Source organism: Thioalkalivibrio versutus, assembly GCF_001999325.1.
Taxonomy (GTDB): Bacteria; Pseudomonadota; Gammaproteobacteria; order Ectothiorhodospirales; family Ectothiorhodospiraceae; genus Thioalkalivibrio; species Thioalkalivibrio versutus.
Genome location: NZ_MVAR01000039.1, coordinates 1 through 15,747 on the forward strand (window position 1 = coordinate 1; position 15,747 = coordinate 15,747).

11 protein-coding genes and 1 riboswitch are annotated in these 15,747 nt (G+C 65.3%); of the genes, 7 read left to right on the forward strand and 4 right to left on the reverse strand.

Annotation, left to right across the window (positions count from 1 at the left end; genetic code table 11):
- Both B0684_RS12575 and B0684_RS12580 read left to right on the forward strand, forming a co-directional pair.
- On the forward strand, positions 1-3,353 hold a 3,353-nt coding region (locus B0684_RS12575), incomplete at its 5' end, for a hybrid sensor histidine kinase/response regulator (protein ID WP_143592467.1).
- Positions 3,350-3,841, forward strand: coding sequence for a hypothetical protein (locus B0684_RS12580; RefSeq protein ID WP_018175660.1), 492 nt, complete (start codon positions 3,350-3,352; stop codon positions 3,839-3,841). The genes B0684_RS12575 and B0684_RS12580, both read left to right, overlap by 4 nt.
- Positions 3,842-3,898: 57 nt before the next feature.
- Here the strand turns inward: B0684_RS12580 and B0684_RS12585 are convergent, their stop codons facing one another.
- The 4 genes from B0684_RS12585 to metK form a co-directional block, all read right to left on the reverse strand.
- Positions 3,899-4,645: a 16S rRNA (uracil(1498)-N(3))-methyltransferase gene (locus B0684_RS12585; protein ID WP_018175659.1), complete on the reverse strand. Its 747-nt coding sequence runs from the start codon at positions 4,643-4,645 to the stop codon at positions 3,899-3,901.
- A gap of 6 nt (positions 4,646-4,651) precedes the next feature.
- The gene (gene metF, locus B0684_RS12590) at positions 4,652-5,506 is read right to left on the reverse strand and encodes a methylenetetrahydrofolate reductase [NAD(P)H] (protein ID WP_018175658.1); all 855 of its coding nucleotides are present in this window, start codon (positions 5,504-5,506) and stop codon (positions 4,652-4,654) included.
- A gap of 95 nt (positions 5,507-5,601) precedes the next feature.
- Positions 5,602-7,014, reverse strand: coding sequence for an adenosylhomocysteinase (gene ahcY / locus B0684_RS12595; protein ID WP_018175657.1), 1,413 nt, complete (start codon positions 7,012-7,014; stop codon positions 5,602-5,604).
- A gap of 19 nt (positions 7,015-7,033) precedes the next feature.
- Positions 7,034-7,114, reverse strand: a riboswitch (S-adenosyl-L-homocysteine riboswitch).
- A gap of 33 nt (positions 7,115-7,147) precedes the next feature.
- On the reverse strand, positions 7,148-8,320 hold the full coding sequence (gene metK / locus B0684_RS12600; protein WP_018145137.1) for a methionine adenosyltransferase: 1,173 nt from the start codon (positions 8,318-8,320) through the stop codon (positions 7,148-7,150).
- A gap of 406 nt (positions 8,321-8,726) precedes the next feature.
- Between metK and tkt the strand changes: the two genes are divergently transcribed.
- The 5 genes from tkt (at position 8,727) to fba (ending at position 15,687) form a co-directional block, all read left to right on the forward strand.
- Positions 8,727-10,727 (forward strand): transketolase, encoded by a 2,001-nt coding sequence (gene tkt, locus B0684_RS12605; protein ID WP_026304740.1) that lies wholly within the window; start codon positions 8,727-8,729, stop codon positions 10,725-10,727.
- Between the two features lie 41 nt (positions 10,728-10,768).
- Complete coding sequence (gene gap, locus B0684_RS12610) at positions 10,769-11,767, forward strand: type I glyceraldehyde-3-phosphate dehydrogenase (RefSeq protein WP_018175655.1); 999 nt, start codon at positions 10,769-10,771, stop codon at positions 11,765-11,767.
- A 129-nt stretch (positions 11,768-11,896) separates the two neighbouring features.
- On the forward strand, positions 11,897-13,075 hold the full coding sequence (locus tag B0684_RS12615) for a phosphoglycerate kinase (protein ID WP_018145140.1): 1,179 nt from the start codon (positions 11,897-11,899) through the stop codon (positions 13,073-13,075).
- Positions 13,076-13,112: 37 nt separating this feature from the next.
- Complete coding sequence (gene pyk / locus B0684_RS12620) at positions 13,113-14,543, forward strand: pyruvate kinase (protein ID WP_018168948.1); 1,431 nt, start codon at positions 13,113-13,115, stop codon at positions 14,541-14,543.
- Between the two features lie 79 nt (positions 14,544-14,622).
- Positions 14,623-15,687 carry a class II fructose-bisphosphate aldolase gene (gene fba, locus B0684_RS12625; protein ID WP_018145142.1) on the forward strand — a complete coding sequence of 355 codons (1,065 nt, stop codon included), beginning with the start codon at positions 14,623-14,625 and terminating at the stop codon, positions 15,685-15,687.
- The last annotated feature ends 60 nt before the right edge of the window (positions 15,688-15,747 follow it).

Genomic DNA, 15,747 nt, shown 5'->3' on the forward strand with positions numbered 1-15,747 from the left:
CTGTGCGCGCTGCGCCGCCGGGTGCGGACGCGGAGTTCGAGGCCCTGGCGCGTACCCTCGACGAACTGGACGCACCGGATTCGCTCGCAGGCGCCGAGACGGCGGCCCCCGACCAAGACGCGGCGGCCGACGAGCTCCTGCAGGAGCCGGGCGCCTTTGTGCCCGATCTGCCGCCGGATGCCCTTGCAGCGGCGACCGACAAAACGGAATCCGCCGAGTCCGAGCACGGCGGAACCCTGGATTCGCCGTGGGAGACGGAAGAGCCGTCGGCGGCTGAGCGGTCTGCTGAACCGCTGGATCTCGACGCCCTGGAGCTTCCCGCCGATGCCTTCGAGGTGACCGAAGAGGCGCTGACCGAGGGCGACACGATGGCCCCGGATGTTGCGGCCGAGGTCGGGGAGGATTCCGGCGCCGTCGAGGAGGGTGCCCTCGAGGGTCCTGTAGACGGAGAGGCCGAGGCTGAAGAGCCGGAACTTCCGTCCGAGCCCATGGCCGCTCGCATGGACACGGATCCCCAGCTGTGGCAGGTGTTTGCCGCCGAGGCGCAGGTCCATCTGCTCGCGCTGCGTGGCTGGCTGGACGAGTCCCAGTGGCGCCCGGACCGGGTTCCGAACCATGACCTCGAGCGGGCGCTGCATACCCTGAACGGCAGCGCCCGGACGGCCGATATCCGTGGCATTTATTCGGTGTGCGGACCGTTCGAACGGCTGATCCGGATCCATCGCGACATGGAATGGGCACTGCCACCGCAGGCCATCGAGTTGCTGCGGCAGCTGGAGACGTATGTGGCCGATGCAGTCGGCGACGAGGCACCGGACCCACTCAAGGTCCTGGACCCGCCGCCCTGGGCCCCCGAGGTCTATGCCCTGCTGGATAATGCGACCGCGGAACAGCTGCTGCGGACTGAAGATGATGCCAGCGAGGAAGCGTCGCCCGACTTCGACGACCTCGATGTCGCCGAGTCGGCCGCAGAGTCGGCACCGGAACCGGAGATCGACTGGGAGTTTGCCGAGGTCTTCATCGAGGAGGCGCGCGATATCCTCGAGTCTGCGTTCACGGCCCTGAATGGCTGGCGCGAGACTGGGGGGCGCCCCGGGCCCGATCAGAATGCCTTCCAGCGCGAAGTGCACACCCTGAAGGGCAGCGCCCGCATGGCCGGTTTCACCGTGGTCGGAGCCATTGCGCACGCCCTGGAAAGTGCGTTGAGCGTGGAGACCGAGACCGGTCTGGAGCCGCGCGACGGCTTCTTCCAGCTTACCGAGCGGGCCTTGAGCGACGTACAGCGCCTGGTCGAGCGCGGGGTCGGGGCCTGGCAGATGGACGAATCGGCCAGCGAATCGCTGCCCGCGCTGCGCGCCTGGGCCGGGGGTGAAGCGGACGCCGAATCGACCGACGCGGAGCCCGAGGCGGATACGTTTGAGAGCGACGACTCCGAAGCCGAAGCCACCTCCGGGAGGGATCTGGAGGCCGAGGAGGCCCGAGCGGAGACGGACCGGCGCAGCCACGAGACGCCGGAGACCGAGGGGCGGCGGATCCAGGACCAGGTGCGCATGGATGCCGAGGTCCTCGACAGCCTGGTGAACAATGCCGGCGAGCTGGCGACCTTCCATCGCCGCTTCGAACAGACGGTTGGGCGGGTCGAGAGCCAGGTCGACGAACTGGAGCGCACCATCGCACGTCTGCGCGACCAGCTGCGCAAGCTCGAGATCGAAACCGAGACCCAGATCCTGTTCCGGGTGGAGGAGGAGAGTGGCGAGGACGCCCTCGACTTCGATCCGCTGGAAATGGACCGCTATTCCGGCATCCAGCAGCTGTCCCGTGCGCTCGCCGAGAGTGTCAGTGACCTCGAGGCTCTGAAGCAGGAAGTCGGTGACGAGTTGCAGAATGCCGGGGGCATCCTTCTGCAACAGCGGCGCGTGGGGACCGATCTGCAGGACCAGTTGATGCGTCAGCGCATGGTGCGTTTCGCGCGTATGGCGCCGCGGCTACGGCGGGTGGTACGCCAGGCGGGCGAGGACCTGGGCAAACAGGTCCGCGTCGAGTTCACTGGCCAGGGGGCCGAGCTGGACCGTGCCCTGCTGGAACGCCTGGTGTCGCCGTTGGAGCACCTGCTGCGCAATGCCATTGCGCACGGCATCGAAGGCGCTGCCGAACGGGAACAGGCACACAAGCCGGCGCAGGGCCAGATCGATGTCAGTCTGGAGCAGTCCGGGAGCGAGATCCGGTTGCAGGTCACGGATGACGGTCGGGGCATCGATGCCGAGGCGATCCGGGCGCGCGCGGTGGAGCGCGGGCTCATTGCGGCGGATGCCGAGGTCACGGATGCCCAGGCCCTGCAGCTCATCCTGCAGTCCGGTTTCTCCACCGCCGCCGAGGTCTCGCAGGTGGCGGGGCGCGGCGTTGGCCTGGACGTGGTGAACAGCGACGTGAAACAGCTGGGCGGCACGCTGGAGATCCAGTCGACGCCGGGCAAGGGCTCGCGTTTCACCATGCGCCTGCCGTTCACCCTGGCGATCTCGCAGGCCTTGCTGGTGCAGGTGGGCGAAGAAACCTTTGCCGTCCCGATGGCCTCGGTGGAGGGCGTGGTTCGCGCGCGTGCGGAGGAGATCGATCGCCGGGACGACGAGGCAATCTACAACTACATCGGTCAGGACTACGCAGTGCGCGGGCTCGGTGACTTGATGGGTGTGGAGAGTCAGGCGGGCGTCGAACACTTGCCGGATCATCCGTTCCCGTTGTTGCTCGTGCGCGCCGATGATCAGCGTATCGCGTTGCGCATTGACGGTCTGCTGGGTAGTCAGGAGGTTGTGGTGAAGTCGGTGGGCCCGGTCCTCAGTCGTATCCCGGGTGTGGCCGGTGCCACCCTCCAGGGCGATGGTTCGGTCATGCTGATTCTTGATCTGAGCATGTTGGTGCGGTTTGCCTCCGCGACGGCGTCCCTGGCGGAGGCGCCGCAGGCTGTTGTCGAGACGGCGAGCGCGAAACGGATCATGGTGGTGGATGACTCGATTACCATTCGCAAGGTCACCGCGCGCCTGCTGACGCGCCACGGCTACGACGTGGTCACGGCCCGCGATGGCCTCGATGCGGTGGGCCTGCTGGACGAGCGGCGCCCGCAGCTGATCCTGCTGGACGTGGAGATGCCGCGCATGGACGGCTTCGAGTTCGCCGCCCACGTGCGCGATCATCCGGACTTCGGGCGGGTGCCCATCATCATGATCACCTCGCGCAGCGGGACCAAGCACCGCGAGCGAGCCAACCGTCTCGGGGTCAACGGTTATCTCGGGAAACCGTATCTGGAGAATGACCTGCTGAACGCGATCCGCGAGCAACTCGAAGGGATGCCGGCATGAGCGAGGAAGCACAGGGCCAAGCCGTCGAGGCGGTGATCGTTCAGCTGGATAGCGGCTCCATCCTGCTCCCGCGCAGCGCCTTTCTCGAGGTGACCACTCGCGCCGGGGCCGTCCAGCAGGAATCCGAGCATCCGGATGTCCCGTGGCTGCAGCCCAGCCTGATCTGGCAGGACGTGCAGGTGCCGGTGATCAACGTGAACCAGTTGCTGGATCCGGGCCGCGACAGCGGCGAGGATCGCCGGCGGTTCACCCGGCTTCTGGTGATGCAGGCGGTGATGCAGCCGGATCACCTGCCGTTTTATGCCCTGGAGGTTCGCGGTACGCCGCATCCGGTGCAGATCACCGCGCAGAATATCTACGCGCTGGAGGACGTCGACGCCACTCCGTGGTCCTGGCGGGTGAAGGCCTCGGGCGTGACGACTCACTTGCTTCGGCTGGATACCCTCGAGCAACGTCTGCTCGAGCTTGCGGAGACGCAGCCAGCCTGATTAGTGCGGCGGCGACCCCCAGACGGGAAACACCGGGGCGGTTCCCGCCTGTTGTGACTAGCCTCGAAGGTCCCCGAGACGCGCCTGTACCAGGGTGATCAGGGCTATCGCGGCCGTCTCGGTGCGCAGGGTCCGCGGGCCCATGCCGACGCCCAGAAATCCGCCTGCCCGGGCCTGCTCGCGCTCCGCAGGCGTTAGCCCCCCTTCCGGTCCGATATACAGCGCCACTGCGCCGGGCGGGTGCGCCTGGGCGACAAGGCGCTCATCCAGCCCGGGCGCGCCTTCGTCGGCGAGCAGGCCCAGGCTGTCCGGGTATTCCGCCAGCGCCGCCTCGGGCGGGGCCGGTTCATGTAGCGCCGGCAGTTCATTGCGGCCGCATTGCTCCACAGCGGCCTGCAGGATGCCCTGCCAGTGCCGCTGGCGCTTCTCCAGTCCCTTGTGGGCGGCAGCCGAACGCGAGCGTTCGCACAGCACCGGGCGGATGGACTGTACGCCGAGCTCCACGGCCTTCTGAATGGCCAGGTCCATATGGTCGCCACGGGCCACACCCTGCAGCAGGTGGATCGGAAACGCGGGATGGGTCGGGGCGGCGGCACGTTCGCCCAGATGGAAGGTGCCGTGGCGTCGGTCGGTGAGTTCGAGGGTCGCGTCGAATTCGTTGCCGAGGCCGTCGAAGACGCGGCAGGGGGCACCGCTTTTCAGACGCAGGACGGTGGTGGCGTAATGCAGCCGGTCCTGTGGGGCGGGGAGCGACTGCCCCGCGGCCAGTGCCTCGGATTCGAGCAGCAGCCGGGGGCAGCGCATGTCGGGCTACTTCCGGTTGTCGAGGTCCAGGGCCTTCCAGATCTGTTCGGTCGGTCCGGCCTGGTTCATCGAATAGAAGTGGATCCCCGGCGCGCCGTGCGCGAGCAGGTCGTCGGTCAGACGCGTGGCGACCTCGATGCCGAATTTGCGGATCGATTCCTTGTCGTCGCCATAGGCCTCCATCCGCTTGCGGATGTAGCGTGGGATCTCGGCGCCGCACATCTCGGAGAAGCGCACGATCTGGGTGTAGTTGGTGATCGGCATGATCCCGGCAATGATCGGGATCGTGATGCCCATCTTCTCCACCCGTTCCATGAAGGCCACGTAGGCGTCCGGATTGTAGAAGTACTGGGTGATCGCGGCGTCGGCGCCCGCATCCACCTTGGTCTTGAAGTTCTCCAGGTCCTTCTCGGCATTCGGTGCCTGCGGATGGAACTCCGGATAGGCCGCGACCTCGATCTTGAACTGGTCGCCGAACTCGGCGCGGACGAACTCCACCAGCTCGGAGGCATAACGGAAATCACCGCCGGAATGCTTGGTGCCGGACGGCAGGTCGCCGCGCAGCGCCACAATGCGCTTGACCCCGGAATCGCGGTAGGTCGACAGCAGGTCCCGCAGCTCGTCCTTGGTCGACGAAATGCAGGAGACGTGCGGGGCGGCGGGGATGCCATCGTTGTCGATGATGTCCCGGACCGTCTCCAGGGTGCGGTCGCGGGTGGATCCCCCGGCGCCGAAGGTGACGGAATAGAACTCGGGCTTCAGTGCGCCCAGACGCTTGCGGGCCTTGGCCAGGCGTTCGGCTCCGGCCTCGTCCTTGGGCGGGAAAAATTCAACGCTGTAGACGCGTTCTTGTGCAGACATGTTTGTCCTCCAGACAAAAAGAAGGCGGACCGCACGAACATGCGGCCCGCCTCGGCGTTCACATTACCAACGAATTGAAATGTGAGGCTGGCCGATCAGTAGCGGTAGTGTTCCGGCTTGAACGGGCCATCCGCCGACATACCCAGGTACTTCGCCTGATCGTCGGTAAGACGGGTCAGGTTGGCGCCCAGCTTGAACAGGTGCAGCTGTGCGACCTTCTCGTCCAGGTGCTTCGGCAGCACGAAGACGTTCTTGTCGTACTGGTCACCCTTGGTCCACAGCTCGATCTGAGCCAGGGTCTGGTTGGTGAAGGAGTTGGACATCACGAAGCTCGGATGGCCGGTACCGCAGCCCAGGTTCACCAGGCGGCCTTCGGCCAGCATGATGATCCGGTTGCCATTCGGCAGGATGATGTGGTCAACCTGCGGCTTGATGTTGTCCCACTCGTACTTGCGCATCGCGGCCACGGCGATCTCGGAGTCGAAGTGACCGATGTTGCAGACGATGGCCTGGTTCTTCATGCGGGTCATGTGATCTTCGGTGATCACGTCCTTGTTACCGGTCGCGGTGATAAAGATCTCGGCCTTGTCGGCCGCGTCTTCCATCGTGACCACGCGGAAACCTTCCATCGCGGCTTGCAGGGCGCAGATCGGGTCGATTTCGGTGACCCACACGGTGGCACCGAGGCCGGCCAGCGACTGGGCGGCACCCTTGCCGACGTCACCGTAGCCACAGACCACGGCGATCTTGCCGGCGATCATGACGTCGGTGGCGCGCTTGATGGAGTCCACGGTGGACTCGCGGCAGCCGTACAGGTTGTCGAACTTGGACTTGGTGACCGAGTCATTGACGTTGATCGCCGGGAAGGCCAGTTCGCCGTCCTTCGCCATCTGGTACAGGCGATGCACACCGGTGGTGGTCTCTTCGGTCACGCCCTTGATCTTGGCGAGCTGCTCGGAGTACCAGGTCGGCTGCTTGGCCAGGCGATCCTTGATCGCGGCAAACAGGGCGACTTCTTCTTCGTTCTCCGGATTGGAGATGACCGACTGGTCCTTCTCGGCCTTGGCGCCGATGTGCAGGAGCAGCGTGGCGTCACCGCCATCGTCCAGGATCATGTTGGCGCCGCCGTCGAATTCGAAGATGCGGTGGCAGTAGTCCCAGTACTCTTCCAGGGTCTCGCCCTTCACGGCGAAGACCGGGGTGCCGGCGTCGGCAATTGCGGCCGCGGCGTGGTCCTGGGTGGAGTAGATATTGCAGGAGGCCCAGCGCACGTCGGCACCCAGGGCTTCCAGGGTCTGGATCAGCACCGCGGTCTGGATGGTCATGTGCAGGGAGCCGGCAATCTTGGCGCCCTTCAGCGGCTTGGAGGCCGCGTACTCTTCGCGAGTCTGGACCAGACCGGGCATTTCGGTCTCGGCAATCGCAATTTCCTTGCGGCCGAATTCGGCAAGGTTAATGTCCTTGACGACGTAATCGGTGTTCTTTTTGTCGTTCATCACAGCATTCATGGATCAACTTCTCCGTTTATCTGGATGAGCGCCGTGTTCATGTTTCAGGGTGCATCCGGCTGAGCCTGACGGTAAAACCGCTGCAGCGCTCCTCAGCCGGATGGGTATTTCTTCTAAGAAGTGTCGGGGACTCTTAGAGGCCCGCCATCTTCTTGAGTTCCTCAGCCTTGTCGGTGCGCTCCCAGGGGAGGTCGACATCTTCGCGGCCGAAGTGACCGTAGGCGGCGGTCGCCTTGTAGATCGGACGCAGCAGATCCATCATCTGGATCAGGCCCCACGGGCGGAGATCAAACACTTCGCGCACGAAGCCTTCGATCTTGCGATCGTCCAGCTTGCCGGTGCCGAAGGTGTCGATCGTGATCGAGGTCGGCTCGGCCACGCCGATGGCGTAGGAGACCTGGATCTCGCACTTCTCGGCCAGGCCGGCGGCAACGATGTTCTTGGCCACGTAGCGACCGGCGTAGGCTGCGGAACGGTCCACCTTGGACGGGTCCTTGCCGGAGAACGCGCCACCACCGTGACGGGCCATGCCGCCGTAGGTGTCGACGATGATCTTGCGGCCGGTCAGGCCCGCGTCGCCCACCGGGCCGCCAATCTCGAACTTACCGGTCGGGTTGATGTGGAGCTTGTCGTCGGCGACCTGGCTCAGCCATTCAGCCGGCAGGACCTTCTTGAAGATCTCTTCGTAGATCGCTTCCTTCAGATCCTTCTGCGAGATGTCCGGGCTGTGCTGGGTCGACAGGACCACGGCGTCCAGACCGGCCGGCTTGCCATTTTCATAGCGCAGGGAGACCTGGCTCTTGGCGTCCGGACGCAGCCACGGCAGCTTGCCGCTCTTCATCAGTTCGGACTGGATGCGCACCATCTTGTGGGCGTAGAAGATCGGGGCGGGCATCAGGGTATCGGTCTCGCGGGCGGCGTAGCCGAACATCAGGCCTTGGTCGCCAGCGCCCTGGGTGGCGCGGTCGGAGACGTCGCGGTCCACGCCCATGGCGATGTCCTGGGACTGCTCGCCCAGCACGTTCAGCACGGCGCAGGTCTTGCCGTCGAAGCCGACGTCCGAATCGTTGTAGCCGATCTCGACGACGGTGTCGCGCACCAGGCGCTCGTAGTCGATCTGCGCGCCAGTGGTGATCTCGCCCAGCAGCATGACCATGCCGGTCTTGGTGGCGGTCTCGCAGGCGATACGTGCATGCGGGTCCTGCTCGATGATGGCGTCGACGATGGTGTCGGACACCAGGTCGGCCATTTTGTCGGGGTGACCGGCAGAGACAGATTCCGAAGTAAAGATATAGTCGTTGGACATTAAGCGTTCCTTTTGGGGTCGTTTCGATTTAGTTTTGCGCAAAACGACCTCTAGTGTAACGCGACTCGCAGGATTTTTCTAAGCCCCTCCCCCGCGATAGTCAGGGCATCGGTGCCCCGGCCGGCGGCGAGGGCGCAGCGTGGCGCGGTTTGGGGCCGACTTGCCCCGGTGCCCGAAAGTGGCCAAAATGCACCGCCTTTGATGGGGAGTGCTGCCCGCCGCGCGTTCGCGTGGCCGAGTAAGGGCCCGCTCCCGCAGGCTGCTCGGGCCACCGCCGTGCGCTGGCGCGCCGGCCGGTACTGGTGAGCCCTCGTTCGGTCGACTCGTCCGGGTCTGCCGCCGCTGGCGCCTCGCGCCGCCGCCCGCCATCAGCCGAACCCAATACTACTTAGAGCAGGAGATCAGCATGCCGACCCGTAGAGAGCTTGCCAACGCCATCCGCGCCCTTTCGATGGACGCAGTCCAGAAGGCCAATTCCGGTCACCCGGGAGCGCCGATGGGGATGGCGGACATCGCCGAGGTGCTGTGGAACGACTACATGCAGCACAACCCGGCGAACCCGAGCTGGCCGGATCGCGACCGCTTCGTGATGTCCAACGGTCACGGCTCCATGCTGGTCTACTCGCTGCTGCATCTGAGCGGCTACGACCTGCCGATGGACGAGATCAAGCAGTTCCGTCAGCTGCACTCGCAGACCCCGGGGCATCCGGAATACGGCTACACCGCCGGTGTCGAGACCACCACCGGTCCGCTCGGCCAGGGCATCTCCAACGCGGTCGGCATGGCGCTGGCCGAGAAGATGATGGCCGCCCACTTCAACCAGCCCGGTCACGACATCGTCGACCACAACACCTACGCCTTCCTTGGCGACGGCTGCATGATGGAAGGGATCTCCCACGAGACCTGCGCGCTGGCCGGTACCCTGGGCCTGGGCAAGCTGGTCGCGTTCTGGGATGACAACGGCATCTCCATCGACGGCGAGGTCGAGGGCTGGTTCACCGACGATACCCCGGCCCGCTTCGAGGCCTATGGCTGGCACGTCGTGCGCGGCGTGGATGGCCACGACGCCAACGCGGTCAAGGCCGCGATCGAAGAGGCGCGCCAGAACAGCGACAAGCCGAGCCTGATCTGCTGCAAGACCGTGATCGGCTTCGGTTCCCCGAACAAGTGCGGCAAGGAAGAGTGTCACGGCGCCGCCCTGGGCGACGACGAGGTCGCCCTGACCCGCAAGGAACTGGGCTGGGAGCACGGCCCGTTCGAGATCCCGGGCGACATCTACGAGGGCTGGAGCGCGAAGGACAAGGGTGCCAAGGCCGAGACCGAGTGGAAGGAACGCTTCGCCGCCTACAAGGCCGCCCATCCGGAACTGGCCGCCGAGTTCGAGCGCCGGATTGCCGGTGATCTGCCGGCCGACTGGAGCGAGAAGGCCAACGCCTATATCAAGCAGACCATCGAGAAGGCCGAGAAGGTCGCCTCGCGCAAGGCCTCGCAGAACGCGATCGCCGGCATGGCCCCGGCCGTTCCGGAACTGCTGGGCGGTTCCGCCGACCTGGCCGGCTCCAACCTGACCATGTATGGCGGGTCCAAGGGCGTTACCCGTGACGACGCCGCCGGTAACTATGTGTTCTACGGTGTGCGCGAATTCGGTATGGCCGCGATTATGAACGGCATCGCCCTGCACGGCGGATTCATCCCGTACGGCGGCACCTTCCTGATCTTCTCCGACTATGCCCGCAACGGCATCCGCATGTCCGCGCTGATGAAGCAGCGCGTGATGTACGTGCTGACCCATGATTCCATCGGTCTCGGCGAAGACGGCCCGACCCACCAGCCCATCGAACAGACCCCGAGCCTGCGTCTGATCCCGAACCTGAACGTCTGGCGCCCCTGCGACGCGGTCGAGACCGCGGTGGCTTGGAAGGCCGGCATCGAGCGTACCGACGGCCCGTCCGCGTTCATCCTGTCGCGTCAGGGTCTGCCGCACATGGAGCGTGACGGCGAGCAGCTCGCCAACATCGCCCGCGGCGGTTACGTGCTGAAGGATTGCGACGGCACCCCGGACCTGATCTTCATCGCCACCGGTTCCGAGATTGAACTGGCCGTGCAGGCCGCCGACGTGCTGAGCGGCGAGGGCAAGAAGGTCCGCGTGGTCTCCATGCCCTGTGTCGAGCTGTTCGACCAGCAGGATCCGGCCTACCGCGAGGCCGTGCTGCCGAAGGCTGTGCGCGCCCGTGTCGCCATCGAGGCCGGCGCGACCACGACCTGGCACAAGTTCACCGGCCTCGACGGCGCGGTGTTTGGCCTGGATCGCTTCGGCGAATCCGCCCCGGGTGGTGCCCTGCTCGATTACTTCGGTTTCAAGCCGGAGAACATCGCCCAGGTCGCACGTGACGTGATGAACGGCTGAGCCCGAATCGATTTCGCTTAAGCAATAAAGAGGAGACTCTCATGTCTATCAAGGTTGGTATCAACGGTTTCGGTCGTATCGGCCGCATGGCTTTCCGTGCCATCGCCAAGGATTTCCCGAACCTCCAGGTGGTCGGCATCAACGACCTGCTGGATCCGGAATACCTGGCTTACATGCTGCGTTATGACTCCGTCCATGGCCGCTTCGAAGGCGACGTCAGCGTCGACGGTAACGACCTGGTGGTGAACGGTAACCGTATCCGCCTGACCGCCGAGAAGGATCCGGCCGCGCTGAAGTGGGGCGATATCAATGCCGACATCGTGATCGAATCCACCGGTCTGTTCCTGACCGCCGAGACCGCCCAGAAGCATCTGGACGCCGGCGCCAAGAAGGTCGTGATGTCCGCGCCGTCCAAGGACGACACCCCGATGTTCGTCTTTGGCGTGAACCATGGTGAGTACGCCGGCCAGAACATGGTCTCGGCCGCGTCCTGCACCACCAACGCCCTGGCCCCGGTGGCCAAGGTGCTGAACGACAAGTTCGGCATCAAGCGTGGTCTGATGACCACCGTGCACGCCGCCACGGCGACCCAGAAGACCGTCGATGGCCCGTCCATGAAGGACTGGCGTGGGGGCCGCGGCATCCTGGAGAACATCATCCCGTCCTCCACCGGTGCCGCCAAGGCCGTGGGCAAGGTGCTGCCGGACCTGAACGGCAAGCTGACCGGCATGGCCTTCCGCGTGCCGACCTCCGACGTGTCGGTGGTCGACCTCACCGTGGAGCTCAACAGCGACGCCAACTACGACGACGTCTGCGCGGCCATGAAGAAGGCCTCCGAGGGCGAGCTGAAGGGCGTGCTGGGCTACACCGAAGACCTGGTGGTCTCCACCGACTTCCGCGGCTACACCGCCCCGTCCGTGTTTGACGCCGGTGCCGGCATCCAGCTGGACCCGACCTTCGTGAAGGTCGTCGCCTGGTACGACAACGAGTACGGCTACACCTGCAACATGCTGCGCATGGTGGAGCACGTCGCCAAGTAAGGCCGGATGGCCGGGCCCCTCGGGGTCCGGCCATTTGCATTGCCTGGGTCCAAGAGGCCTGGGGCCAGTCCCTGCGGGGGCTCGCCCGAAGCCTTTTCTCTTTCCAACCGTATTTCGAGAGGTACTCCCATGTCTGTCATCAAGATGACCGATCTCGACCTGCAGGGTCGCCGTGTGCTGGTGCGTCAGGATCTCAACGTCCCGGTGAAGGGCGGCAAGGTCACCTCCGACGCCCGTATCCGCGCGAGCCTCGAGACCGTGCAGAAGGCCCTGGATGCCGGTGCGGCCGTGATGCTGATGTCGCATCTGGGCCGCCCGACCGAGGGAGAGTTCTCCGAGGAGGACTCTCTGGCCCCGGTCGCCGAGCATATGGGTGGCCTGCTCGGGCGCGAAGTGCGCCTGGTGCGAGACTACCTCGATGGCGTGGATGCCAAGCCGGGCGAGGTGATCCTGCTCGAGAACGTGCGCTTCAACGCCGGCGAGAAGAAGGACGACGAGGCACTGGCCAAGAAGTATGCGGCGCTGTGCGACGTGTTCGTGATGGACGCCTTCGGTACCGCCCACCGCGCCCAGGCCTCCACTCATGGCGTGGCCAAATTCGCCCCGCAGGCCTGCGCCGGCCCGTTGCTGGCCAAGGAGCTGGAGGCTCTGGGTCAGGCCCTGGAAACCCCGAAGCGCCCGCTGGTGGCGATCGTCGGTGGGTCCAAGGTCTCGACCAAGCTGACCGTGCTGGAGTCGCTGTCCAAGGTTGTCGATCAGCTGATCGTCGGTGGCGGCATCGCCAACACCTTTATCGCGGCCCAGGGCCATGGTGTCGGCAAGTCGCTGTACGAGGCGGATCTGGTCGATGAGTCCAAGCGCCTGATGGAGGCCGCCCGCGCCAAGGGCGGCGAGATCCCGGTCCCGACCGACGTGACCGTGGGCAAGGAGTTCTCCGAATCCACCCCGGCCGAGACCAAGGCCGTAGACGCCGTTGCGGACGACGACATGATCTTCGATGTGGGCCCCGAGACCGCGGCTACCTATGCCGAGGCCCTGCGCAATGCCGGCACCATCGTCTGGAACGGCCCGGTGGGCGTGTTCGAGTTCGATCAGTTCGCCGGCGGCACCAAGGCCCTGGGCGAGGCGATCGCCGAGAGCAATGCGTTCTCCATCGCCGGGGGTGGCGACACCCTGGCCGCGATCGACAAGTACAACCTGGCGGATCGCATCAGCTACATCTCCACCGGCGGCGGCGCCTTCCTCGAGTTCCTCGAGGGCAAGACCCTGCCGGCCGTCGCCATCCTGGAAGAACGGGCCAAGGGCTGAGGCCCTTGTCCTTCCCCGCTGACGGAGACACGCGCGGATGAGACGTACCAAGATCGTAGCCACGCTGGGGCCGGCAACGGACAGCGACGAGGGCATGGAGGCCATCATCCGGGCCGGTGTGGATGTGGTCCGGTTGAACTTCTCGCATGGCGATCCGGATGACCACCGCCAGCGCCTGGCGCGCCTGCGGGCCGCCTCCGAGCGCGCCGGCCGTTGCGTCGGTGTTCTGGGCGACCTGCAGGGCCCCAAAATCCGCATCGACCGCTTCCAGCAGGGCAAGGTGCAGCTGGAAGAGGGGGCGCCCTTCGCGCTGGATGCCGAACTGGATCGCGACGCGGGCGATGCCACCCAGGTCGGCCTGACCTACAAGGACCTCCCGGACGACGTGCGCACGGACGACATCCTGCTGCTGGATGACGGTCGTATCGTGCTCAAGGTCACGGCGGTCAATGGCAGCCGGATCGAGACCACGGTCGAAGTCGGCGGCGAGCTGTCCAACAACAAGGGCATCAACCGCCAGGGCGGTGGCCTGTCTGCGCCCGCGATTACGGACAAGGACCGCGACGATATCCGCCTGGCGGCCGAGCTGCAGGTGGACTACCTGGCCGTCTCGTTCCCGCGTTCCGCCCAGGACCTGCACCTGGCGCGGGGCCTGTTGAAGGATGCCGGCTGGGAGGCCGGGATCTGCGCCAAGATCGAGCGCTCCGAGGCCCTGGAGGTGATCGACGAGATTATCGCCGCCTCGGAGGTCATCATGATCGCCCGCGGCGATCTGGGCGTGGAGATCGGTGACGCCGAGCTCCCGGGGGTGCAGAAGACCCTGATCACGCGCGCGCGCAGCCTCAATCGTCTGGTCATCACTGCGACCCAGATGATGGAGACCATGATCACGAATCCGATCCCGACCCGCGCCGAGGTATTCGACGTGGCGAACGCGGTGCTGGACGGCACGGATGCGGTGATGCTCTCTGGCGAGACCGCGACCGGGCGTTATCCTGCGCGCGTGGTCACCAGCATGGACCGGATCTGCGAGGCTGCCGAGCGCCAGCGCGCCGCACGCCAGTCGGACCATCGCATGGATTCGACCTTCGGCCGGGTCGACGAGGCCATCGCGATGGCCACCATGTACACCGCCAACCATCTCGATGTCTCCGCGATCGCCGCGCTGACCGAGTCCGGTTCCACGGCGCTGTGGATGTCGCGCATCAGCTCGGGCATCCCGATCTACGCGCTCACCCAGCACGAATCCACCAGCCGCCGCATGACGCTTTATCGCGGCGTCTATCCGGTGACTCTGAAGCCGATCCCCGAGAGCCACGAAAGCGTGAACCGTGAGGCGGTGAACTTGCTCAAGGGCGAGGGCGTCGTGCAGGATGGCGAGTTGGTCATCATTACCAAGGGCGACCTGCAGGGCGAGCATGGCGGCACCAACGCCATGAAGATCGTGCGCGTCGGCGAACTGGCCTGAACCGCGCACCGCCCGCAGTCGCCAACCAGATTAATCGACTTTTTCACTACCTCAGTCCGAATCCCGTAAGGAGGAATCCATGGCTCTAATCTCACTTCGCCAGCTTCTGGACCATGCCGCCGAACATGGCTATGGCATGCCGGCGTACAACGCCAACAACATGGAACAGGTCCATTCGATCATGGAAGCGGCCGCTGCGGTCGACTCCCCGGTGATCATTCAGGCCTCCGCCGGTGCCCGCAAGTACGCCGGCGAGCCCTTCCTGCGCCACAACATCATCGCCGCCATCGAGCAGTACCCGGACATCCCGGTTGTGCTGCACCAGGATCACGGCTCCGAGCCGGCAGTCTGCCTGCGCTCCATCCAGTCCGGCTTCAGCTCGGTGATGATGGACGGCTCCCTGATGCCTGACATGAAGACCCCGGCCTCGTACGACTACAACCGTGACGTGACCGCCAAGGTCTCCGAGATCGCCCACGCCTGTGGCGTGTCCGTGGAAGGCGAGCTGGGCTGCCTGGGATCCCTGGAAACCGGCATGGCCGGCGAGGAAGACGGTTCCGGTGCCGAGGGCCAGCTGTCCCACGACCAGCTGCTGACCGACCCGGACGAAGCCGCCGACTTCGTGAAGAACACCAAGTGCGATGCCCTGGCGATCGCCATCGGTACCTCCCACGGCGCCTACAAGTTCACCCGTCCGCCGACCGGTGACATCCTGGCCATCCAGCGCGTGAAGGAGATCCACGCCCGCATCCCGGATACCCATCTGGTCATGCACGGCTCCTCCTCCGTTCCGCAGGAGTGGCTGCAGATCATCAACAAGTACGGCGGCGATATGGGCGAGACCTACGGCGTGCCGGTCGAAGAGATCCAGGAAGGCATCAAGCACGGCGTGCGCAAGGTCAACATCGATACCGACCTGCGCATGGCCTCCACCGGTGCGGTGCGCAAGTTCCTGGCCGAGAACCCGAAGGAATTCGATCCGCGCAAGTTCCTGAAGGCCTCGACCGCCGCAATGAAGGACCTCTGCCAGGCCCGTTACGAGGCCTTCGGTTGCGCCGGCATGGCGTCCAAGATCAAGCCGATCTCCCTGGACGACATGGTCAAGCGCTACCTGTCCGGCGAGCTGGATCCCAAGGTCAACTGATCCTGCGGGTTGCAGCACGAAAAAGGGGGCTTCGGCCCCCTTTTTTTGTGCCATGATGAA